At 71.6% G+C, this 21,586-nt stretch carries 16 protein-coding genes; 4 read left to right on the top strand and 12 right to left on the bottom strand.

The window, feature by feature from the left end:
• Window positions 1-139 precede the first annotated feature (139 nt).
• On the top strand, window positions 140-1,048 hold the full coding sequence (locus tag ACFWM2_RS15285; RefSeq protein WP_383278669.1) for a helix-turn-helix domain-containing protein: 909 nt from the start codon (window positions 140-142) through the stop codon (window positions 1,046-1,048).
• A gap of 125 nt (window positions 1,049-1,173) precedes the next feature.
• Here ACFWM2_RS15285 and ACFWM2_RS15280 read toward each other — a convergent pair whose 3' ends face one another.
• The 6 genes from ACFWM2_RS15280 to ACFWM2_RS15255 all read right to left on the bottom strand — a co-directional run bounded on the left by ACFWM2_RS15280 (window position 1,174) and on the right by ACFWM2_RS15255 (window position 9,991).
• Window positions 1,174-1,944: a group II truncated hemoglobin gene (locus tag ACFWM2_RS15280; protein ID WP_383278666.1), complete on the bottom strand. Its 771-nt coding sequence runs from the start codon at window positions 1,942-1,944 to the stop codon at window positions 1,174-1,176.
• 117 nt (window positions 1,945-2,061) lie between these two features.
• Window positions 2,062-5,385, bottom strand: a complete 3,324-nt coding sequence (locus ACFWM2_RS15275) for a S8 family serine peptidase (protein WP_383278663.1) — start codon at window positions 5,383-5,385, stop codon at window positions 2,062-2,064.
• A 219-nt stretch (window positions 5,386-5,604) separates the two neighbouring features.
• A complete protein-coding gene (locus tag ACFWM2_RS15270) occupies window positions 5,605-6,288 on the bottom strand; it encodes an ABC transporter ATP-binding protein (protein ID WP_383278660.1) in 684 nt (227 codons plus the stop codon).
• 111 nt (window positions 6,289-6,399) lie between these two features.
• Window positions 6,400-7,848 carry an ABC transporter permease gene (locus ACFWM2_RS15265; protein ID WP_383278657.1) on the bottom strand — a complete coding sequence of 483 codons (1,449 nt, stop codon included), beginning with the start codon at window positions 7,846-7,848 and terminating at the stop codon, window positions 6,400-6,402.
• Between the two features lie 297 nt (window positions 7,849-8,145).
• The gene (locus ACFWM2_RS15260; protein WP_383278654.1) at window positions 8,146-9,414 is read right to left on the bottom strand and encodes an Ig-like domain-containing protein; all 1,269 of its coding nucleotides are present in this window, start codon (window positions 9,412-9,414) and stop codon (window positions 8,146-8,148) included.
• Between the two features lie 232 nt (window positions 9,415-9,646).
• Window positions 9,647-9,991, bottom strand: a complete 345-nt coding sequence (locus ACFWM2_RS15255; protein WP_383278651.1) for a hypothetical protein — start codon at window positions 9,989-9,991, stop codon at window positions 9,647-9,649.
• A gap of 128 nt (window positions 9,992-10,119) precedes the next feature.
• Between ACFWM2_RS15255 and ACFWM2_RS15250 the strand changes: the two genes are divergently transcribed.
• Both ACFWM2_RS15250 and ACFWM2_RS15245 read left to right on the top strand, forming a co-directional pair.
• Entirely contained in the window at window positions 10,120-10,458 is a 339-nt protein-coding gene (locus ACFWM2_RS15250; RefSeq protein WP_383279747.1) for an LPXTG cell wall anchor domain-containing protein, read from the top strand.
• Between the two features lie 59 nt (window positions 10,459-10,517).
• Window positions 10,518-11,264: a DUF2625 family protein gene (locus ACFWM2_RS15245; RefSeq protein WP_383278648.1), complete on the top strand. Its 747-nt coding sequence runs from the start codon at window positions 10,518-10,520 to the stop codon at window positions 11,262-11,264.
• A gap of 439 nt (window positions 11,265-11,703) precedes the next feature.
• On the opposite strand, the gene ACFWM2_RS15240 is transcribed toward ACFWM2_RS15245, so the two are convergent.
• The 4 genes from ACFWM2_RS15240 to ACFWM2_RS15225 form a co-directional block, all read right to left on the bottom strand.
• A complete protein-coding gene (locus ACFWM2_RS15240) occupies window positions 11,704-13,419 on the bottom strand; it encodes a DEAD/DEAH box helicase (protein ID WP_383278645.1) in 1,716 nt (571 codons plus the stop codon).
• Window positions 13,420-13,686: 267 nt separating this feature from the next.
• Window positions 13,687-15,225 carry a histidine ammonia-lyase gene (hutH, locus tag ACFWM2_RS15235; RefSeq protein WP_383279744.1) on the bottom strand — a complete coding sequence of 513 codons (1,539 nt, stop codon included), beginning with the start codon at window positions 15,223-15,225 and terminating at the stop codon, window positions 13,687-13,689.
• 132 nt (window positions 15,226-15,357) lie between these two features.
• On the bottom strand, window positions 15,358-16,509 hold the full coding sequence (locus ACFWM2_RS15230) for a diguanylate cyclase domain-containing protein (protein WP_383278642.1): 1,152 nt from the start codon (window positions 16,507-16,509) through the stop codon (window positions 15,358-15,360).
• A gap of 94 nt (window positions 16,510-16,603) precedes the next feature.
• On the bottom strand, window positions 16,604-17,410 hold the full coding sequence (locus ACFWM2_RS15225) for an enoyl-CoA hydratase/isomerase family protein (RefSeq protein ID WP_383278639.1): 807 nt from the start codon (window positions 17,408-17,410) through the stop codon (window positions 16,604-16,606).
• Between the two features lie 1,023 nt (window positions 17,411-18,433).
• Between ACFWM2_RS15225 and ACFWM2_RS15220 the strand changes: the two genes are divergently transcribed.
• Window positions 18,434-18,979: a hypothetical protein gene (locus ACFWM2_RS15220; RefSeq protein ID WP_383278636.1), complete on the top strand. Its 546-nt coding sequence runs from the start codon at window positions 18,434-18,436 to the stop codon at window positions 18,977-18,979.
• A gap of 31 nt (window positions 18,980-19,010) precedes the next feature.
• Here ACFWM2_RS15220 and ACFWM2_RS15215 read toward each other — a convergent pair whose 3' ends face one another.
• Entirely contained in the window at window positions 19,011-20,093 is a 1,083-nt protein-coding gene (locus ACFWM2_RS15215) for an adenylate/guanylate cyclase domain-containing protein (protein WP_383279741.1), read from the bottom strand.
• A gap of 535 nt (window positions 20,094-20,628) precedes the next feature.
• Window positions 20,629-21,531: a biotin--[acetyl-CoA-carboxylase] ligase gene (locus ACFWM2_RS15210; protein ID WP_383278633.1), complete on the bottom strand. Its 903-nt coding sequence runs from the start codon at window positions 21,529-21,531 to the stop codon at window positions 20,629-20,631.
• Between the last annotated feature and the right edge of the window lie 55 nt (window positions 21,532-21,586).

Below are 21,586 nucleotides of genomic sequence, written 5' to 3'. Positions count from 1 at the left end.
CGGACGCCTTCCGGCCGGGTACGCCTTCCAGACTGCGCCTTCCCCCGACATTCACCCAGGTCACGGCTTTGCCTACGTTCAGTGGTCCTACTACTGGCGGGGTCAGGCTGATGGGCGTACGACCGTGAATACTGGATGCATGGACGAACAGGCCTCCCTCCCCGCGGGCGCAGCGGGGCAGCCGCTGGACCAGCGTGCCGAGCTCAGCGAGTTCCTGCGCACCCGCCGGGCCCGGCTGAAGCCGGAGGACGTCGGGCTGCCGGACTTCGGCCGGCACCGCAGGGTGCCGGGGCTGCGGCGCGAGGAGCTGGCGCAGCTGGCCGGGGTCTCCGTCGCGTACTACACCCGCCTCGAACAGGGCAACGGACGGAACGTGTCCTCGGAGGTGCTGGACGCGATCGCGCGGGCCCTGCGGCTGACCGACGCCGAGCACGCGCACCTCACGCACCTCGCCAAGCCCAAGCAGCACAAGAAGAAGCAGTCGGCGCGTCCGCAGCAGGTCCGGGGGGCGCTGCGGCAGCTCCTGGACACCATGGACGGCATCCCGGCGTACATCACCGGGCGCCGCTCGGACGTCCTGGTCTGGAACCGGATGGCCGCGGCCGTCTTCGGCGACTGGTCGGAGCTGCCGCCGCAGGAGCGGAACTGGGCGCGGATGGTGTTCCTGAAGCCCGAGTACCTCGACCTGTTCGTGGAGTGGGAGCAGAAGGCGATCGACATCGTGTGTCTTCTGCGCATGGACGCCGGCTGCCATCCGGACGATCCGCAGCTGTCCGCGCTGGTCGGGGAGCTGTCCGTGAAGAGCGAGGACTTCCGGCGGCTGTGGGCCACGCATGACGTGAAGGAGAAGACCTACGGGGTGAAGCGGCTGCGGCATCCGCTGGTGGGGGACCTCGCGCTGCAGTTCGAGTCGTTCCGGCTGTCCGACGACAGTGAGCAGGCGCTGATCACGTATCACGCGGAGCCGGGGTCGGCCTCGGCGGAGGCGCTGCGCCTGCTGGCCAGTTGGGGCAGGGACGCGACGCGGGCGGGCGCCGCCTCGCAGTAGGCGTTCGCGCGGTAGGAGTTCGCGCGGTAGGAGTTCGCGCGCTGCCCCGCGGCCCCTGTTTCAGAGGCGCGGGGCACCACGTGAACGGGGTCCGACGGGACGGCCGTGGCGACAGGACCCACACCTCACCCCCGGTACGGCGGTGCGGACCCCCAGGTCCACCTGGGGATCGGCTGCTCCCCCGGCGGCGTGGCGTCCGGTCCGGAGAAGTAGACGGCGAGCCGCGTCCCCCACTCCGTGTACGCCACGAACGCGGAGCGGAACTCGGCGTCGGTCGGGAGGCCGGCGTCGTCCGCCGCGTCCTGGAGGAGGTTCACCCAGCGGCGGCGCTGGGGCTCCGTGATCCCCTTGCCCAGGTGCTTGGCGACCATGTGGCCGTGTCCGCCCTGGCTCTCGGAGTACGCGGGCGGCCCGCCGAAGACCTCGCCGAGCCAGAGGGCGACATGGGCGGCGTGTTCGGGGGCCAGGTCCGCGAACAGGGGCGCGAGGAGGTCGTCCTTGAGCACCCTGTCGTAGAACGCCTCGGTCAGGCGGGTGAAGGCCTCCGCGCCGCCCGCCCAGGCGTACAGGGTCGGTACGGAGGCGCCCGAACCCCGCACCGTCGTCGGCTTGTAGTGGCGCATCTCCTCGATGTCGCCGATGTAGGGGCGGATCTCGGCCAGGAAGTCGGGGAAGAGCTCCGACTTGCGGAAGCCCTCGACGTGGTCCTCGGTCGAGGTCCAGGTGATCCGCAGGACGAAGTGCTCGAAGTCCTCCTCGCAGCGCGCCAGTTCGTAGTCCACGCACTGCGGGGCCGCGGCGAGCTGGGCGGCGGCCCGGGTGTAGGCGGCCAGGAACTCCGCGGACTGCTGCTCGGGGATCCGGTACCGGATGTATTCCACGGTCGATACGGTCATGCCCCCACACAAACACGGACGGCCCGCCGGAAGCTCTGCTTCCGACGGGCCGTCGTGCGTATCAGCGCTGGGCGAAAACCGGTCAGCGCTCAGCGAGACGCGCGCCTGCGGTACGGCTCACTTGCCGTAGTAGGCGTTGTAGATCGAGATCGTCGACTTGTTGCCCTTCTTGTCGGCGATCTTGGCGTGGAAGGAGATGCCCTTGTCCTTCGCCGGGTTCTTGACGGTGATCTTGCCGTTCTTGACGTTGACCTTGGTCCACGTCTGGCCGTAGTCGTACGACACGTACACCGCGAGCGACTTCAGGTTGCTGCCGGCGGCCGCGCCCTGGACGGTGACCGGGACGGTGACCTTCTTGTCGGCCTCGACACGGCTGTCCAGACCCGTGGCGGCGTTGAAGCGGACCGTGGAGACGGGCAGCTTCGCGCTGTCGACCTTCTTGGAGTGGAAGGTCCAGCTCGCGTCGATCCGGGTGGAGGCCGCGGCGACCTTCACACTGCGCTTCACCGAGGTGGTCAGCTTGTACTCGGCGTTGCCGGCCGGGACCTTGAACTGCTCGTCACCGAAGAGCGGGTCGGCGTTGGAGCCGACCTTGGTGCCGTTGCGGTACAGGGTCGTGGTGACCGAGCTGAACAGCGAGGAGCCGGCGTGGGTCTGACCGTCGGCGAACAGCGGCACGAGGCCGTAGATGTTGTTGCCCTCGCGATAGACGCCGTAGGAGCCGCCGATCCGCGGCCCGAAGACGGCCGTGCCGAAGACCTTCTCGTAGGTCTTGCCGCCCGTGAAGGCCTGGGAGTTGCCGAGCGTGTAGTAGGCCTCGCTGATCGGGAAGCCGTCCGGGTCGACCCCGCCGTACTGCTCGAAGTCGATGCTCCACTTCACGCCGCCACCGGTGGACAGGTGCAGCGTCCGGGTGCCGGGGAGGGCCTGCGGGATGGAGATGGCGGAGCTGCCGGAGCTGCCGGGCAGCCAGCCGAACGCGGTGAGCGCGCCCTTCTTGCCGCTCGTGGAGCCGCCCAGGCCGGTCTTCACCGTGGCCAGTTCGTTCGCCTTGTAGTGCTTGGTGTAGCCGGTGGCGAGCTGCTTGACCTTGGCGCCGACGGTGGTGTCGTACTCCGCGTCGTCACCCTTGGTCCAGTGCGCGTCCCACTGCTGGGAGAGCGAACCGTCGGTGACCTGCGGACCGAGGTGGGCGGTGTGGAAGTTCTCGTACGAGTCCAGCCACCAGCCGTAGGAGTAGCTGCCGTTGCCGGCCTCCACTGTGAAGTCCGGGGACGCGAACGCCGACGTGACGCCGGTGTCGGGCACGGTGATGTCCACCGGCTCAGCGGTCCGCGCGTCGACGGTGATCGTCGTGTCCTTGGCGATGTTCAGCTTCGGCTGGGCGATCCAGTCGGCGCCCTTGGTGAAGTCCTGCGGGTCCACGAACAGACCCGAGTTCAGGATGTAACCACCCTTGGGGACGCGCACCTTGACCGTGCCGGAGGCGTCGTAGGGCGAGAACCACTTCTCCGTGGCGAGGCCCGAGACACCGGACAGGTCGGTGCCGTAGTTCACGGCCGGCTTGCCGTCACGGTCGATGTGCTTGAGCGTGACGGTGTACGACTCCACCTCACGCTGCACCGCGGCCGCCGTACGGACACTCTGGCCGCCACCGGTCGCCGTGACGTACGCGGAGTACGCGCCGTCCGTGGTGCCGCCGAGCTTGCTGTTGACCGTGAGGTCGACGGAGGCCTTGCCGTTCGCCGGGACGGTGACCGTCTTCGCGCCGAGCGTGAAGAAGCCGGCGGGAGCGGCCTGGCCCTTGGGGTTGGTGGCCGCGACCGACACGTTCAGCGTGACGTCGGTCTTGCCGAGGTTGCGGTACGTGACCTTGTTGGTGACCGGGGTGTCGTCGGTGTGCGGCCACTGCTGCGTGCCGAAGCTCACCGAGACCGGCTCGGCGATGACGGACTGCTTGATGGCCTTGTCGACCTGGATCCGGCCCGAACCCTGCTGGAACGGCGTGTACTTGCCGCCCTTCGTGGATCCGGTCAGCGCGCCCTTGAGCTCGGCGGACGTCCAGTCCGGGTGCTCCTGCTTCAGGATCGCCGCGGCGCCCGCGACATGCGGGGTGGCCATCGACGTACCCGAGATCGTCAGGTAGCCGGGCGGGTTCTCGCCGACTTCCTTGTCGATGACGCTGCCCGGTGCCGCGGCGGCGGTGATGTTCACGCCGGGGGCGGTCACGTCGGGCTTGATGGCGCCGTCGAGGCCGGGGCCACGGCTGGAGAAGGAGGCCAGCTTGTCGGCGTCGTCGACGGCGCCGACGGTGAGCGCGGCGGCCGCGCTGCCCGGGGAGCCGATCGTCTGGTCGCCGAACTCGCCGTCGTTGCCGGCGGCGATGGCGAAGAGGATGCCCTTCTCCGCCGAGAGCTTGTTGACCTCGGCTTCGAGCGGGTCGATCTCGGGGGTGTCGCCGCCACCGAGGCTGAGGTTGACGACGTCGGCCCCCTGCGCGGCGGCCCACTCCATGCCCGCGAGGATCTCGGAGTCCTCTCCGTAACCCTCGTCGCTGAGCACCTTGCCGTTCAGGATCTTCGCGCCGGGCGCGACACCCTTGAACTTGCCGTTCGACTTCGCGCCCGTGCCGGCCGCGATGGAGGCGACGTGCGTGCCATGACCGAAGTGGTCGGTCGCGTCGGGCGAGGTGGAGAAGTTCTTCGACTCCAGCACCTGGTCCTTGAGGTCCGGGTGGGTGGCGTCGACACCGGTGTCCAGGACGGCGATCTTGACGCCCTTGCCGTCGTAGCCCGCCGCCCACGCCGTGGGGGCGCCGATCTGCGGCACGGACTTGTCGAGGCTGGCCTTGCGGACGCCGTCGAGCCACACATGGGCGATGCCGGAGGCGGTGGCGCCGTCGTTGGTGACCGCGTCCCACAGCTGGTTCGCGTCCTGCTTCGGCGTGAGGACCGCGTCCGCGTTCAGGGACTTCAGGGTCCGGCGGACCTTGGTCTCCCCCGCGTCGCGCACGTCGGACTTGGCGGCCGTCGCGGATCCCTTGTAGCCGACGATCAGCTTCAGGCCCTGCTTCTGCGCCTTGCGGCTCGCGGCCTTGTTGAGCTCGGTCACGTCGAAGAGACGCTGGTCCAGCTTGCCCGTGGCGATCAGCCGCTGTGCGTCGGCCGGGACGACGAGCGTGCGCCCGTCGGCCTTGCGCACCTGGACGGGTATGTGCTCGCGGCCCTTGGCGTGCTCGAAGCCGACCACGCGCCCCTTGCCATCGATGACGACACGGTCACCGGTGATCAGGGTGATGCGGTGCTTGGCGGTGAAGTCGCCGGCTGTGGCCCCCGTGGCACTGCCGGTCTGCTCGGCCCTGGCCGACGCCGGGCTGGTCATGCCCGCCGCCAACGCCACGGCAGCCGCCGCGGCGACCGTGGCCGCGCATGCTCTTTTCACTTGTCTGCGCAAGTCTCCCCCTGGAGATGAGTTCCGGATGAATTCCCCATTCACCCGGTCGGGGGTAGTCCCGCACGTGTGCACGTACACCCCCCGGTATAGGCAGTATGCCCGGGGGGTGATCAGGTGCTCAATAGTGAGACGAGAGTTAAGAGTTGACGACTTCCTTCCGTTTGGCGCCCAAAAGGGACGACTCGGGGCTCATCCGCCGAACCGGCCTCAGCGGCCCACGTTCTCCTTGACGGTGATCTTTCCCTTGCGAATCGTCGCGACCCTCGGGGCCTTCTTCGCGATCGCCGAATCGTGGGTGACCATGATGAAAGTGAGGCCGTGCTCCTTCCACATGGTCTCCAGGACGTCCATGATCTCGTCGCGCATGGACTCGTCCAGGTTGCCGGTGGGCTCGTCCGCGAGGAGCACCTTCGGCTGCTTCACCAGTGCCCGGGCGATGGCGACCCGCTGCTGCTGGCCGCCGGACAGCTCCGCGGGCAGATGCCCGGCCCGCTCGGCGAGACCCACCGACTCCAGCGCGTCGGCCGCCCGCTGCCGCCGCTCCTTGACCTTCACCCCGAGCGGTACGAGGGCGGTCTCGACGTTCTCCTGCGCGGTGAGCGTCGGGATGAGGTTGAAGCTCTGGAAGACGAAGCCGATGTTCTCGCCGCGCACCTTGGTGAGCTTGGCCTCGGACAGCTTCGCCAGGTCGGTGCCGTCGAGGTCGACGCTGCCGGAGGTCGGCCGGTCGAGCCCGCCGAGCATCTGGAGGAGGGTGGACTTGCCGCCACCGGTGGGGCCCTGGATGACGAGCCGGTCGCCGTCCGCGATGGTGAGGTCGACGCCGGCGAGCGCGTCGACCGTCTCCTTACCCCGCGTATAGCGCTTGGTGACGCCTCTGAGTTCGTACATGGTGCAACTCCTGGTTGACGTAAGGGTGATGGCGCCGGGGGCGGGGACGGTCGGGCGGGCCGGGGACGTGTGCCGCAGGGCCCGCCCGGCGCGGTGCGGAGGTCCGCGGGGCTACTCGACGCGGCGCAGGGCGTCCGCGGGCCGCAGCCGGGAGGCGCGCCAGCCGCCGAAGGCACCGGCGACCAGACCGCCGGTGACGGCGAGGGCGACCGCGACGACGATCGTGCTGACGCTGACCGGAGCGGTGAGCGCGACGTCGAGGGCCTTGGACGCGGTCTGCCGCGCGGGGCCGCCGAAGCCGCCGCCGGGACCTCCGCCGCCGGGGCCGCCACCCGCCGACGGCAGCTGGGCCTTGAGGGTGGGGCTGATCGCTGTGACGACGTAGGCGCCCGCGAGACCGACCCCGATGCCGAGGACACCGCCGACGAGCCCGTTGACGATGGCTTCACCGACGACCTGGCGGGTCACCCGGCCGGACTTCCAGCCGAGAGCCTTGAGGGTGCCGAACTCGCGGACGCGGCGGGAGACGGCGGCGGAGGTGAGCAGTCCCGCCACCAGGAAGGCGGCCACGAGGACGGCGATGGACAGCCACTTGCCCACGCTGGAGGCGAGGTCGGAGGCGGTCGACAGGGAACCGGAGACGGTGTCGGCAAGGTCCGCCGAGGTGGTGACCGTGGTACCCGAGATGTTCTTCTGGATGGTGCTCTTGACCCCGCTGATCTGCTGCGAGTCGGCCGCCTTGACGTAGATCGTGGTGACCTTGTTCTTGGAGTCGCTGAGCGTCTGCGCCTGCTTGAGCGGGATGTAGAGGTTGGCCGCCGCGTCACCGCTGTCGGGCGTCGCGATGCCGATGACCTTGTACTTGACGCCCTTGACCGTGACGGTGTCGCCGAGGACGAGCTTCTTCTCCTTGGCGTACGACTTGTCGGCGATCACGACCTTGGCATTGGTCTCGGAGGACTTGAAGGTACGACCGCTGGTGATCTTCGAGGAGGTCAGCGGGCCGAGCGCCGGCTTGGTGACGTCCGTGCCGTAGACGGAGTAGCTGTTGACGTCGAACTCGGCGCCGCCGCCCTCGACCCGGCCCTGCGGCGAGGGCTGGGCACCCCTGCCGCCGCCCTGCTGGCTCGGGTCCTGCTTGAACTGGCCCTGCTTGAACTGGCCGTTGACCTTGATGACCTGGAGGCTCAGCCCGCCGACGGCGTCGCCGACACCCTTCTGGGCGTCGACCTTGGCGACGGTGGTGGCGGCCAGGGTCTGGAAGCCCTGGACCATCACGCGGTCGCTGCTCTGCTCCGCGTCGGAGTCGGAGTCGCGTGCGTCGAAGTTGAAGCGGGGCCGGTCGCTGCCGGTGGACTGCGCGGCCGCCGCCTTGGTGACGGTCATGTCCGTGCCCAGTCCGTACAGCGACTGGAGGACCTTGCCCTGCGCCTTCTCCATGCCCGAGGAGACGGAACTGACCACGATGACCAGGGCGATGCCCAGGGCGAGTCCGGAGGCGACGACGAGAGCCGCTTTTCTGCGGCGGCGCAGTTCGCGCCTCAGGTAGGTGAAGAACATGGCCGAAAGCTAGGTACGAACCGTGATGACGGGATAAGGCCGGGATAAGAGAACGATGAGAAGGCTGTGGTTACGGCTGCTTACGGCTGTGCACCGCCTCGGAACCCTGTGTTCCGCCCCGGAATCCCGCGCTCCACCCCCGGAGCCGCGTGCTCCGCATGTCTGCGCGGGCCCCCGGAAACGCCGAAGCGGCGACTCCCCTGCACAGGGAGCCGCCGCTTCGAACGGAGGGAGCCGGCGTCAGACGCCGTGCACCGGGTGGCCGACAGCGTCAGGCCGCGGCCGGACGGACCGGTGTCAGGCCGCCGAACCCGCCTGCCAGGCCGCCCAGTCCATGTTCCAGTCGCTCAGGCCGTTGTCCGGAGCGATGGTCTTGTCGCCGGTGTTCTTGATGACCACGACGTCACCGATGATCGAGTGGTTGTAGAACCACGCGGCCGGGGTGTTCGGGTCCTTGGCACCCTTGGTGTCCGAGAGGCCCACACAGCCGTGACTGGTGTTCACCGAGCCGAAGATGGACTTCGCGCCCCAGTAGTTGCCGTGGATGAACGTGCCGGAGGCGGACAGCCGCATGGCGTTCGGCACGTCCTTGATGTCGTACTCGCCCTTGCCGTCGTCGTCCGTGAAGCCGACCGTCGCGCCGTTCATCCGGGTCTCCTTGAACTTCTCGGAGATCACCATCTGGCCCGCGTACGTCTTGTTCTCCGGAGAGCCCGCGGAGATCGGGATGGTCTTGACCGTCTTGCCGTCCTGCGTGACCTTCATGGTCTTCGTCTGGGCGTCGACGACCGAGACCTGGTTGCGGCCGATCTTGAAGGTGACCGTCTTCTGCTGGACGCCGTACACGCCGTTCGCGCCCTCGACGCCGTCGAGGTTCAGCTTGAGGGTGATGGTGGAGCCGCCGGTCCAGTACTGCTCCGGGCGGAAGTCCAGGCGGTTGGCGCTGAACCAGTGGCCGACGACCTCCTGGCCGCTGCTGGAGGAGACGGTGATCCCCTTCTGCACGGCCGCCTTGTTCGTGATGGCCTTGTCGAAGTTGATCGACACCGGCATGCCGACGCCGACGGTGGAGCCGTCCTCGGGCGTGAAGTTGCCGATGAAGCTGTTGGCCGGGGAGACCGTGGCGAAGGAGGCGTTCTCGTGGGCGGCGCGGCCCTCGGAGTCCTTGGCCTCGGCGGTGATCTTGTACGTGGTGGCACGCTCGAGCTGGCCCGTCGGCGCCCAGCTCTTCTTGTCCGCGGATATCTGGCCGGCCACGGCGGCGCCCTCGGCGGTCTTCATGGTGACGTCCGTGAGCGAGCCCTTGCTCACGGTGACCTTGGTGCCGTTGTTGATGGAGGCGTTGTCGGAGCCGTCCTTGGGCGTGATCTTGATCTGGGCCTCGGACGTCTTCTTGGCGGCCGCCTCGTCGACCTTGGCCTGCGAGGTGCTGTCACCGCCGCCCGAGCCGCCGGCCTTGTCGTCGCCTCCGCTGCACGCAGAGAGCACCAGCACCCCGCCGAGCAGTGCGGACGCGGCCATCAGGCCCTTGCGCCGCTTACTGTCCGTCATCACACGCTTCTCCATCGTTGCCGAATCCCCAAGAACCACGAGAGCCCCGTACGAACTTTCAACGCTACGACCGGTTCGTCCCGTTCCACATACCGCTGAGGTGTGGGGCACACCACGTCCGATCGACCGGACCGACTGCTGCGGACCCGGAATCGAAGCTGGTGCGGAGGTGGTCGGTGCGTCTCCTGAGACGAGGAAACCCCGGGCGGCGGTTGCCGCCCGGGGTCACGATTTCCCCCAAGCCGCGTCAGCCGAGCCCGTTTTCCTCGTCGTCCTCGGCAGCATCATCCTCGTCCAGGTCCCAATCCGGCGAATCGGGATCGTAGTCGATCTGCTCGCTGCTCCAGGAGGCCTGCGCGAGCTCGATCCCGGGTACGTCGCTGACCAGGTCGAACGGATCGACGAGATACGCGAGGGCCTCGGCAGTGTCTTCCGTCACTGCGCCCTCGGCGTGCGCCCGCTCATCGGCCGGCATGGCGGTGTCAGCGGCGATACGCTGCAGCGCGGCTTTGGTGACGGCGCCGGAGTCGTCGACTTCCAGCACCAGTTCGACCCGAAGCCGTACAAAACGTGATGTCTCAGGTGTACTCATGGGACGGAGCGTACGACCCACAGGTTGCGCGACTTTCCCACGACCCGCGCCTTTCATTAGCATCGCCTCGCACGGCCAATTCGCCAGCGCCACAAGGGGATCGATATTCCGTGTCCGCACGTCGATCGTTGCTGACCGCCACCGCCGCGGGGACCCTCCTGGGAGCCCTGTGGTTCGTCCCGTCCGCCAACGCCACGCAGGACGAGCTCGCGCAGCACTCCTCGACCTCCACGGCACAGACCTCGACGGACTCGACGCGTTCGTCGTACGTCTCCGACTCGTCGGACTCCTCGACGGTGGCGGACGTGACGCGGACGTCCGCCGACTCGGCGGGCGACGGTGCCCGGCTCGCCGACACCGGCGGCATCGACACCACGCCGTACGTCGTCGGCGGCACGCTCTTCCTCGGCCTCGGGGCCGGGTTCGTGGCGTACTCGGTGCGGCGGGAACGTGCGACGGCCTACTGAGCACCGTACGACCGCGCCTTGAGCCGCCGTCGCGGCCCGCGAGACCCCCGGGTGGAGCCATGCGAGATCTGACCGAGCTGATCGATGTCGAGGAGCCCGCGTGGCCGCTCGTCTCCGCGGAGCTGGCCACGGGCGAGGTGCACGTGGACCTGCTGCCGGTGGATCCGGAGCGGGGCCGCCGCGCGCTGCTCCAGCTGCAGATCACCGCCCGCTCGTGGCTCGGCGGGATCGTCCTCAACTGCGGTGGCCTGGTGCTCGACAGCGGCTGGCTGCGGGTCTACGGCAGTCCCGGCGACGACGGCCCGGGCGGGCTGCCCGGTGTGGTCGCGCTGCCCTCACTGGCCGAGGTCAACGGCTTCCCCGGGCACTTCGACCCGGCGTGGCGGCCGCGGGACGCGCTCGTCGTCGCCCATGACGTGCTGGGCGGCGTCTTCACCGTCAACGGCCCCGACCCCCAGGCGGCGGGGCGCCCCGGCGAGCCCGGCGAGGTGGTGTACTTCGCGCCGGACTCGCTGCGCTGGGACGCCCTCGGAACCGGCTACGGCCCCTGGCTCGCCTGGCTTCTGACCGGGGGCATGGACCAGTTCTACGAGACCCTGCGCTGGCCCGGCTGGCGGGCCGAGACCGGCGCGCTGAGCGGAACGCAGGGGCTGTCGTTCGTACCGTTCCTGTGGTCCGCCGACGCCCGGCGGGACCTGGCCGCGACGAGCCGCCGTGCGGTCCCCCTGGCCGAACTCCTCGGCGTCAACAGGGACTTCTGCCAGGAACTGGACTCGGTGGATCCGGGGTTCCTGGGAGACATCTAGCACCTGTCCGGCCGACAGGTCCCAGCGCGATGGTGCGTGCCGGACGCCGCCGGGCCGACAGACCCAGGGCGGGAGTGCGTATCCCGGCGTCGCGGGCCGAACAGGTCCCGGGCGGGAGTGCGTATACGGCCCGTCCCGGGCCGACAAGCCCGCGGGCGGCGTTGCGTATCCAGGCGCCGCCGGGCCGAACAGGTCCCCGGGCGGTAGTGCGTATACGGGCGTCGCGGGCCGACAAGCCCCCAGGCAGAAGTGCGTACAGGCGTCCCGGGCCGAACAGGTCCCCGGGCAGAAGTCCGTATCCAGGCGTCCCGGGCCGACAGGCCCTTTGCGGAGACGGCCCAGGGCCCGTCCGGCCGATCACGGAGACGCGGGGTGTGGCGCGCACAGCTGCGGCGACAAGGCGCCGCAGCTCCGCTCCCCGTGATCGACCGGACTGGTCCTAGGCGGCCTTGCGACCGCCGCTGCCCTGACCGCCGCGCTGCGCGGCACGGCCACGACCGCCCGACCGTGCGGCACCCGCGCCGGCGCCGGTGCCCGAACGGCCACCCGTGCCCGCCCCGGTCCGCCCGCCGGTGGCAGCGCCCGAACGGCCTCCGGTGCCGGCGCCGGTACGGCCTCCGGCCGCGGTGCCACCGCGGGCCGCCGTACCGGAACCGCCGCGGCCGGCCGTGCCGTTGCCGGTACGGCCCGCGGTGTTCGCACCCGTGCCCCCACGGCGGCCGTTCCCGCCCGCCGACGCGGTCCGCGGCCTCGACCTCGGCCGCTGCTGCTGCTTGGGCTGCTCGGCCTGCTGCGGCACCTCGATGACCACCGGGACGCCGGAGGGCTCGCGCGCTCCGGTGAGCCGGGCGAGTTCCTCGTCGCTGGACGAGACACGGGCCGTGCGCGGGGTGATGCCGGCGTCGGCCATCAGCCGCGTCATCTCCCGCTTCTGCTCGGGCAGTACGAGGGTCACCACGCTGCCGGACTCACCGGCCCGGGCGGTGCGGCCGCCGCGGTGCAGGTAGTCCTTGTGGTCGGCCGGCGGATCGACGTTGACCACCAGGTCGAGGTCGTCGACGTGGATGCCACGGGCGGCCACGTTGGTCGCGACCAACACGGTGACCTGACCGTTCTTGAACTGGTCGAGGGTGCGGTTGCGCTGCGGCTGGCTGCGCCCGCCGTGCAGGGCGGACGCCCGCACACCGTTCGCCAGCAGTCGCTTGGTGAACCGGTCGGCGCCGCGCTTGGTGTCGACGAAGAGGAGCACCCGGCCCTCACGCGCCGCGATCCGCATCGCCACGGCCTTCTTGTCGGTCTCGTCGGCGACATGCAGCACGTGGTGCTCCATGGTGGTCACCGCGCCCGCCGACGGGTCGACGGAGTGCACGACGGGGTCCGTCAGGAACATCTTCACGAGGCGGTCGATGTTCTTGTCGAGCGTGGCCGAGAAGAGCAGCCGCTGACCGCCGGGCTCGACCTGCTTGAGCAGCGCGACGACCTGCGGCATGAAGCCCATGTCGGCCATCTGGTCGGCCTCGTCGAGGACGGTGATGGTGACCTGGCCGAGAGAACAGTCACCGCGCTCGATGAGGTCCTTGAGCCGCCCGGGGGTGGCCACCAGCACCTCGGTACCGCGCCGCAGCGCACCGGACTGCCTGCCGATCGACATGCCGCCGACAGCCGTGGTGATCCGCAGGTTGACCGCTGTCGCGTACGGCGTCAGCGCGTCGTCGACCTGCTGTGCGAGCTCACGCGTGGGCACCAGGACCAGCGCGAGCGGTGACCTGGGCTCGGCGCGGCGACCCGCGGTGCGCGCCAGCAGGGCGAGCCCGAAGGCGAGCGTCTTGCCCGAGCCGGTGCGGCCACGGCCGAGGACGTCGCGCCCGGCGAGGGAGTTGGGCAGAGTGGCGCCCTGGATCGGGAAGGGCTCGGTGACGCCCTGAGCCGCGAGCGTCTTCGTCAGGGCGGCCGGCATGTCCAGCGCGTCGAAGGACTCGACGGCGGGCAGCGCGGGCGTGACGGTCTCGGGCAGCGAGAACTCCTGTGGCGCCGCCGCGACCTTGCGGACGGGGCCGCCCTTGCGGGCGCCTCCGCCGTTGTTCTGGGTGCGCCGGCTCGCGGCGCCGGTGGGCCGGCCCGTGGTCTTGCGGGCGGGACGTTCGGATCGAGTCATGCTGGCTCTGGATTTCCTTCCTGGGCCCCATGGAGAGCAGGAGCCGGGGCCCACACCCGAGAGGTGCGGGCCCCGGCTCCAGAGAAGAGCGTCCCCGCTTCCGTCCCGGGACGTCCTCCCGCAAAACAAAACGCGCCTGCGGAAGATTCCGATCAGGCGCACAAAGTGAAGGGAGTAATGGGATAACTAGAAAACGTATCAATGGGACCTTAGCACAGCAAGGGCCGCCGTCCCTCGGACGGCGGCCCTCACCAGCGCTTTCGCGTGCTAGGCCAGCGGCCCGGTCACCGGCTCGACCGCCGCGACGACGTGACCGCCCCGCACGAAGGCGTCGGCCGCCGCCAGGTCGGGCGAGAGGAAGCGGTCGGGACCGGGCCCCTGGACGCCGGCCGCGCGCACGGCGTCGATGACCGCCTGCGACGCGGGAGCCGGGGTCAGGCCCTCACGCAGCTCGATCGCGCGGGTGGCGGCGTACAGCTCGATCGCGACGATGCGGGTGAGATTGTCCACGGCGGTGCGCAGTTTGCGGGCCGCCGACCACCCCATGGACACGTGGTCCTCCTGCATCGCGGAGGACGGGATGGAGTCCGCGGACGCCGGTACGGCGAGCCGCTTCATCTCGCTGACCAGTGCGGCCTGCGTGTACTGGGCGATCATCAGGCCCGAGTCGACGCCGGCGTCGTCCGCGAGGAACGGCGGCAGACCGTGCGAGCGGTTCTTGTCCAGCAGCCGGTCGGTACGGCGCTCGGCGATGGAGCCGAGGTCGGCGGCCGCGATGGCCAGGAAGTCGAGGACGTACGCCACCGGGGCGCCGTGGAAGTTGCCGTTCGACTCCACGCGGCCGTCGGGCAGGACGACCGGGTTGTCGACGGCGGAGGCGAGTTCGCGCTCGGCGACCGTACGCGCGTGGGCCAGGGTGTCCCGTCCGGCGCCCGCGACCTGCGGGGCGCAGCGCACCGAGTAGGCGTCCTGGACGCGGGGTGCGTCGTCCTGGTGGTGCCCGGTGAGCTCCGAACCCTTCAGCACGGCCAGCATGTTGGCGGCCGAGGCGCCCTGTCCGGGGTGCGGGCGGATGGCGTGCAGTTCGGGGGCGAGGACCTTGTCGGTACCGAGCAGGGCCTCGAGCGACAGGGCGGCCGTCACGTCGGCCGACTTGTAGAGGGTCTCCAGGTCGGCGAGGGCCATCACCAGCATGCCGAGCATGCCGTCGGTGCCGTTGAGCAGGGCGAGGCCCTCCTTCTCGCGCAGCTCGACGGGCGCGATGCCGTGCTCGGCGAGCAGCTCGCCCGCAGGCCGCACGACACCGTCCGGGCCTTCGGCGTCGCCCTCGCCCATCAGGGTCAGCGCGCAGTGGGACAGCGGCGCCAGATCCCCGGAGCAGCCGAGCGAGCCGTACTCGTGGACGACCGGGACGATGCCCGCGTTCAGGACGTCGGCCATGGTCTGCGCGACCTCGGGCCGCACGCCCGTGTGCCCCGAGCAGACGGTCTTCAGCCGCAGGAACATCAGCGCGCGGACGACCTCGCGCTCCACGCGCGGGCCCATCCCGGCGGCGTGCGAGCGGACGATGTTGCGCTGCAGCTGGGCGCGGAGTTCCGGGCTGATGTGCCGGGTCGCGAGGGCTCCGAAGCCGGTGGAGACGCCGTAGACCGGCTCCGGCTTGGCCGCCAGCGCCTCCACGATCGCGCGGGCCGCGGCGAGGGCCGCCACCGCCTCTTCGGAGAGCTCGATCCGGGCGCCGCCGCGCGCCACGGCGAGTACGTCGGACGCGGTCACGCCGGACGTCCCCACCACCACAGTGTGCATATCCATATTCAGGAGCGTACGCAGTGAATTCGATGATGTCACTAGTGGGTGACGGGTTGACCCCTTACTTCGACGTACGTCACAGGGAGGCCCGTACGGAGGCTCGAACGGACCTCCGGGCAAGGGCTCGGCTCAGGGGCGCGGTTCGTGGCGGCCGCGGAAGCGGCGGCGCTCGGCGGCCTCGGGCGGCGGGGTGTCCGCGAGCCGCACGACCGGGTCGTCCGGGCCCTCCCGGCCGGCGACCACGGGCTTCGTGGCACGCACGGCCTTCGCGCGGTACTGCGCCGCATCGGCCAGCCGGAAGAGCCGGCGCGCCGACCGTACGGGTCCGATCGCGTCCTCGGTGGAGGCGACCCCGCACGCCACACCGTCACCGAGCTCCAACTCGGCCGCCCGGCGGCAGAGTTCATCGGCGATCCGGACGACCTCGTCGGCCGCCGGGCCGATGGCGAGCAGACAGAACTCGTCCCCGCCGAGGCGGGCGACGAGCGTGCCGGGCACCATGGCGCCGCACACGGACAGCACGGAACCGAAGCGTTCCAGCAGCCGGTCGCCGACGGCGTGCCCCCGGGTGTCGTTGACCCGCTTGAGGCCGTTGAGGTCACAGACGACGAGGCTCACCACGACCCCGTCGCGCCGGTGCAGCTCGATCGCCTCGTCGAGCCGTACGTCGACGGCGCGCCGGTTGGCGAGACCGGTCAGGGCGTCGGTGTAGGCCAGCCGGCGCGCCTCCTCCAGCCGCTCGGTCTGCGCGATGCCCGCGGCGACGACGGACGCGAGGACGGTGGCGAAGTCGGCGTCACCCCGGTCGAAGACGGGAGCGCCGACCGGGCGGGCCACGTACAGCTCGCCCCAGGCGCGGCCGTGCAGGACGATCGGGGCGACGACGCAGCAGCCGCGGCCGCGGCGGCGGAGCGCGGCGACCCGCTGGTGGCAGTACTCGGCGGGGCCCTCGGCGGGCCCGTCCGCCGTCTCCACCCAGGCGTTGGGCTCGCCGCCACCGGCCCAGCGCTCGTGCAGGAACTCGGCGATCTCCGGGAACTGGTGGACGGGGTAGGCCTCCCCGTCGGGGAACTCCTCCTCGCCTTCGGTGCGTTCGCCGACGTTGGCGAGGACCCGCAGGCGGCCGAGCTCGCGCTCCCACACGGAGAGCGCGGCGAAGCTCCCGGCCAGCGCACGGCACGCGCCGCTCGCCGCCGCCCGCCAGGACTCGCGCGGGCTGTGCGCCGCCGCCATCCCCTGCGCCAGCTCCACCACGGCCCTCAGCCGTCTGTCCTCACCCATCCGTCCAGGCTAGGCAATTTCCGACAATCCGGGACATTGATGCGCCGAACAGGGGTCCGAGTGGCCGTACGCGGCGGCCGGTCGGCGGCGGCCGTCACTCCCCGGGCCACTGCGGCGGGCGCTTCTCGTTGAACGCGGCGACGCCCTCCGCTCGGTCGCCCGAGAAGGCGACCGAGCGCCAGGCGGCGTCCTCGACCTCCAGGCCGGCCCGCAGGTCGAGACCGTGCCCGAGCCGCAGTGCCCGCTTGGCGGCCCGCAGCCCCACGGGAGAGTTCGCGGCGATCCGGGCGGCCAGCTCCAGCGCCGCCGTCCTGTCCCGCCCCTCGTCCACCAGTTCGTCGACGAGCCCCAACTCCCGTGCCTCTACCGCCTCCAGGCGCCGCGCCGAGAAGATCAGCTCGGCCGCCCGGGCCGCCCCCACCCTGCGCGGCAGCAACTGCGTACCGCCGCCGCCCGGGATCACCCCGACGGACACCTCGGGCAGGCCCACCACCGCCGTACGGTCGGCCACGATCAGGTCACAGGACAGCGCCAGCTCGAAGCCGCCGCCCAGCGCGAAGCCGTGCACGGCGGCGACGGTGGGCATCGGCAGTTCCAGCACGCCCGTGTACGCGGCCCGCGCCACGGGGCGCTGACGGACCAGGTCGGCATCGCTGAAGGAGTTGCGCTCCTTCAGGTCGGCACCGACGCAGAACGCGCGCTCATGGGTGGACGTCAGCACGACCACGCGCACCTCGCGGTCGGCGGCGAGGGCGGCGCAGGCCCCGGCGATGGCGCGGGCCATGTCCGTGGAGACCGCGTTCATGGCCTTCGGCCGGTCGAGGGCGAGCTCCGCGACATGCGCATGCCGCCGTACGACGACGTACTCCCCGAATCGCCGCTCGTCCCCTTGCTCCGCCATGACACCCTCCCGGTTAACGCGGGTTAACTTCCGACGCCCCGATCATCGCAGCCGCGCCCGCCCAAGAAAAGGCGCACCGTCCGCACCCCGTCCCGCAGGGGCGCCCCGTTCGAGTGAAACCGCCCCCAACTCCCTCCGCACGCCCCCGCACCGTGCATAACCTGCGCACCGCCACAGCGCGCCGGGGGGGCGCCGGCGCACCGGGGAGGGATCGCCATGACGAACACCGCAAAAACGCCAGAACCCGCAGGCCCAGCCCGTACGACACCCCAACCGACACGACCCGCGACGGCTCCGTCCACGGACGGGGTCGCAACGCGCATAGCCACCGAGGCGAAAGCCTTCCGGGGGCCGGGAGCGGTGGGGGACACCGGGGCGTCGGCGAAGACGGACGCTGGAGCGTCGGCGCAGATGGACACCGAGGCGTCGGCGGAGGGGACGACCCGCGCCTTGGTGGGGGCGACGGCGGGGGCGGACACCGGCGCGACGGCGGGAGCGGTCGGCGCGGCGGCGGGCGGAATGGGCGCGGGCGGCGCGGCACCGGGCGGGAAGCTGGGCACGGCACCAGGCGTGAAGCCCAGCACGGCAGCCGACGCAAAGTCCGGCGCCGGGACGGACGCGGCCCCTGGCGCATCGGCCGACGCAAAGACCGGCGCTTCGACGGACGTGCGCCCTGGCACATCGGCCACCGCAGGAGCAGACACGGCGGCGGGCGTGGCGCCCGACGCGGCAGCAGGCGCAGGGGCAGCCTCAGCGCCCGCCCTGGATCCCCGCGCAACAGCCGACGCAGCAGCCGACCTCGCGGCAGGCGCCAAGCCAGCCGCAACAGCGGGCGCACGAGCAGCCACAACAGCAGGCATGGCCCCCTGCCCGGACCCAACGGCAGGCGCCAAGTCAGGCGCAACAGCAGCCCCGACAGCAGGCGGCAAACCCGGCGCAGCAGCCGACGTACAAGCGGACGCGACGACCGGCGCAGAAGCAGAGGGAGACGACGCGGACGGCGGCCCCCTCCAGGCCCGTCCCGTGCGGGGCCGGCATCGCAGGCCCCGGCCCCGTCGGGTCCTCCTCGCCGTCGGCGGACTCGCCCTGGCCGTCGGCGCGCTGAGCCTCGTACGGCTGGCGCCCGAGTCGATCGTCGGGGTCCCCGGAACCGCGGAGGCCGAGCCCCGGGCGGTTGCCCCCAGCGACACGGCAGGCAACGCCGCGGTCACCGTGGAGGCCGTACCGCCGGCCGGTTCCGTGACCGCCACGGCGACGGCTCCGATGGGCGGCACGAGCGCGACCCCGACGTCCGGCGCGGCCACGGTCCCGGGGGCGAGCCCCGTACTACCGACACCCTCCGGCGCCGCCGGGCCGGCGGTACCCGCCGGTCCCGAGACCGGGATCCCCGGGGCGCCCGCGACAACCGCACCCCCCGCTCCGTCGAAGCCACCGGCGACCACTCCCGCGCCGCGGCCCACCCCGAGCCCCAGCACGCACGCCCCGGACCCGGGTCACGGCGATCCGGGCCTGTGCGTGCCGATCATCGGCCTGTGCATCGACCCACTGGGCAGGACGCCCACGGGCTGAGCCCCACCCACCGGGCCGGACCCGCGTACGGCTAGAGCGTCGGGGAGCGGCGGGTGAGCAGCCAGGGTTCGACCACGCCGAGTCCACGGACGGGCCGCTGCCACATCGGCTGGAGCGCGAAGCGGTACGTGGGCGGCTCCTCGCCCTCCTTCTCCGCGGCGGCCGCGGCCTCGGCGGCCTCCGCCTCGGAGGCGGGGGCATCGCCGGTGCGGACCAGTTCCTCCGCGAAGGCGCCGTCCACCAGGACGGCATCCCGTGGCGCTATCGACGTGAGCCGGCTGGCCAGGTTCACCGTCGTACCGAAGACATCACCCATACGGGTCGTCACCGTGCCGAACGCGATGCCGACGCGCAGCTCCGGCATCGTCTCGTCGTTCGCCATCGTCTCGATGAGGCGCAGGGCGATCTCGGCGGCCACGCCGGCGTCGTCCGCCGCGTACAGCACCTCGTCGCCCAGGGTCTTGATGAGCCGGCCGCCGTGCGCGGCCACCAGGTCGGCCGCCGTGGTCTCGAAGGCCTCGACCAGTTCGCCGAGTTCCTCCTCTTCCATACGGCGGGTCAGGCGCGTGAAGCCGACCAGGTCCGCGAAGCCGACGGCGAGCCGCCGGTCGACCATCTCCTCGTCGTCCGCGGCCTGGACGACGCGGCCGGTCGCGGCGGCGAGCTGGCGCCGCCAGACGTAGACGATGAACTCCTCCAGCTCGGGCAGGAGCAGCTCGACCAGGGGGTACGTCACCTCGGTGCGGGTCATGCCCGGCTCGGGCGGCTCGGTCAGGCCCTCCAGGAAGGAGTCGATCTGCCACTCGGCGAGCCGGGCGGTGGTCTGGCCGGTGGACCGGGCGACCTGGACCGCCATGGCCTCACTGAGCAGCCCCGCCTCGACGAGACCGGCGAGCCGGCGCAGGGCGAGCACGTCCGCTTCGGTCAGCGCCTTGGCCTGGCCGATGTCGGCGAAGCCCATGGCCCGCCAGAAACGGGACGCCAGCTCCATGGAGACGCCCGCACTGCGTGCGGCCTGAAAAGGGGTGTAGCGCCGCTCGGCACCGAGGATGAGCTGTTCGAGCCGCAGGGCGAGCGGGTCGTGCTCCTCGTCCGGATCGTCCGGGTCGTCCATGCGGTCGTGGGTGTCGGCGCGGGAGGTGCGCGTGTCCGCTCTGGCGTCCGAGTCGTACCGCGCGGGAGACGAGTCGGCGACCGGCCGGGCGGCACGCTCCGGCTCGCCGTCGGCGCCGGGGTGTTCGCCCGTGCCGGAGCCCGTGTCGTCGACGGTCACGCCTGCTGCCCTTCCGATCTGCCGCGGTCAGGTATCGACCGCGCTCAACTCTACGGCAGGTGTGCTGTGGCTCACTCCCGACGCGTACGGCTGCCGGGCTGACCTCGGAGTTCCCCACTCTCCCCGCTCCGGCCCGCCCCGCGAAGCGGCCGCCCCCGGTACGGCCCGCTCAGCGGACGCCGAACGGGCCGACAGCCCGACCCGCACCAGGCGCACAAGCGCGATTCACGCGGGCGCAGGCCCACGATCCACGCCGGGGCGCAGGCGCCGATGCACGCCGGGGGGGGCGCAGACGCACGATGCACGCCGGGCGCAGGCCCACAATCCACGCCGGGGCGCAGACGCACGATGCACGCCGGGTGCGCGGACGCACGATTCACGCCGGGCGCAGATGCACGATGTCGCCCGCCCCCACGGGCTCCTGCACGCCCTCTCCGGTGGCCAGCACCAGCCGCCCGTCCCCGTCCACGGCCACCGCCTCCCCGGTGATGGACCGGTCCCCGGGCAGCTCGGCCCGCACCGACCGCCCGAGCGTGGCGCACCCCGCGGCGTACGTCTCCTGGAGGCCGGAGGCGGCCGGGTCGCCGCCCGCGTCGCGCCACTTGCCGTACCACTGCTCCAGGGAGCGCAGGACGGCCCGCAGCAGAGGGTCACGGTCCGTGGACACCGCTCCGGCCAGCGCGAGCGATCCGGCGCCGGGGACCGGCAGCTCGTCCGCACGGAGCGTGACGTTGACGCCGATGCCGACGACCACCCCGTCGGCGCCGGCCCGCTCGGCGAGGATGCCGCCGGCCTTGCGCTCCTCGCCGTCGACGGTGATCAGCAGGTCGTTGGGCCACTTGAGTGCCGTGTCGACGCCCGCCGCCCGCGAGAGGCCCGTCGCCACCGCGATCCCGGTGAGCAGCGGGATCCAGCCCCAGCGCTCGACGGGCACCTCGGCGGGCTTCAGCAGGACGGAGAAGAAGAGGCCCGAGCGGGCGGGGGCGGTCCACCGGCGGTCCAGCCGCCCGCGTCCGGCGTCCTGCTCCTCGGCGACCAGGACCGCGCCCTCGGCCACCTTGCCCGCGGCGGCGAGGGCGACGAGGTCGGAGTTGGTCGAGCCGGTCCGCTGCACCACCTCGACGGAGCTCCAGAGCCCGTCCTCGCGCACCAGCGCGCGGCGCAGGGCGACGGAGTTGAGGGGCGGGCGGTCCAGGTCGGACCAGCGGCTCGCGCCCGGGCCGTCACCAGGGCCGTCGTCACGCTTGTCGTTCGCGTCTGCTGCATCTCGCGGCGTCATGCAACCCACCCTAGGTGTGGTAAACGCCGCACTGCCGAACCGTATCCGCACCACT

Source organism: Streptomyces sp. NPDC058371 (assembly GCF_042723265.1).
Taxonomy (GTDB): Bacteria; Actinomycetota; Actinomycetes; order Streptomycetales; family Streptomycetaceae; genus Streptomyces.
The sequence above is the reverse complement of the archived record's forward strand: the minus strand, read 5'-3'. Positions and strand labels throughout refer to the sequence as shown.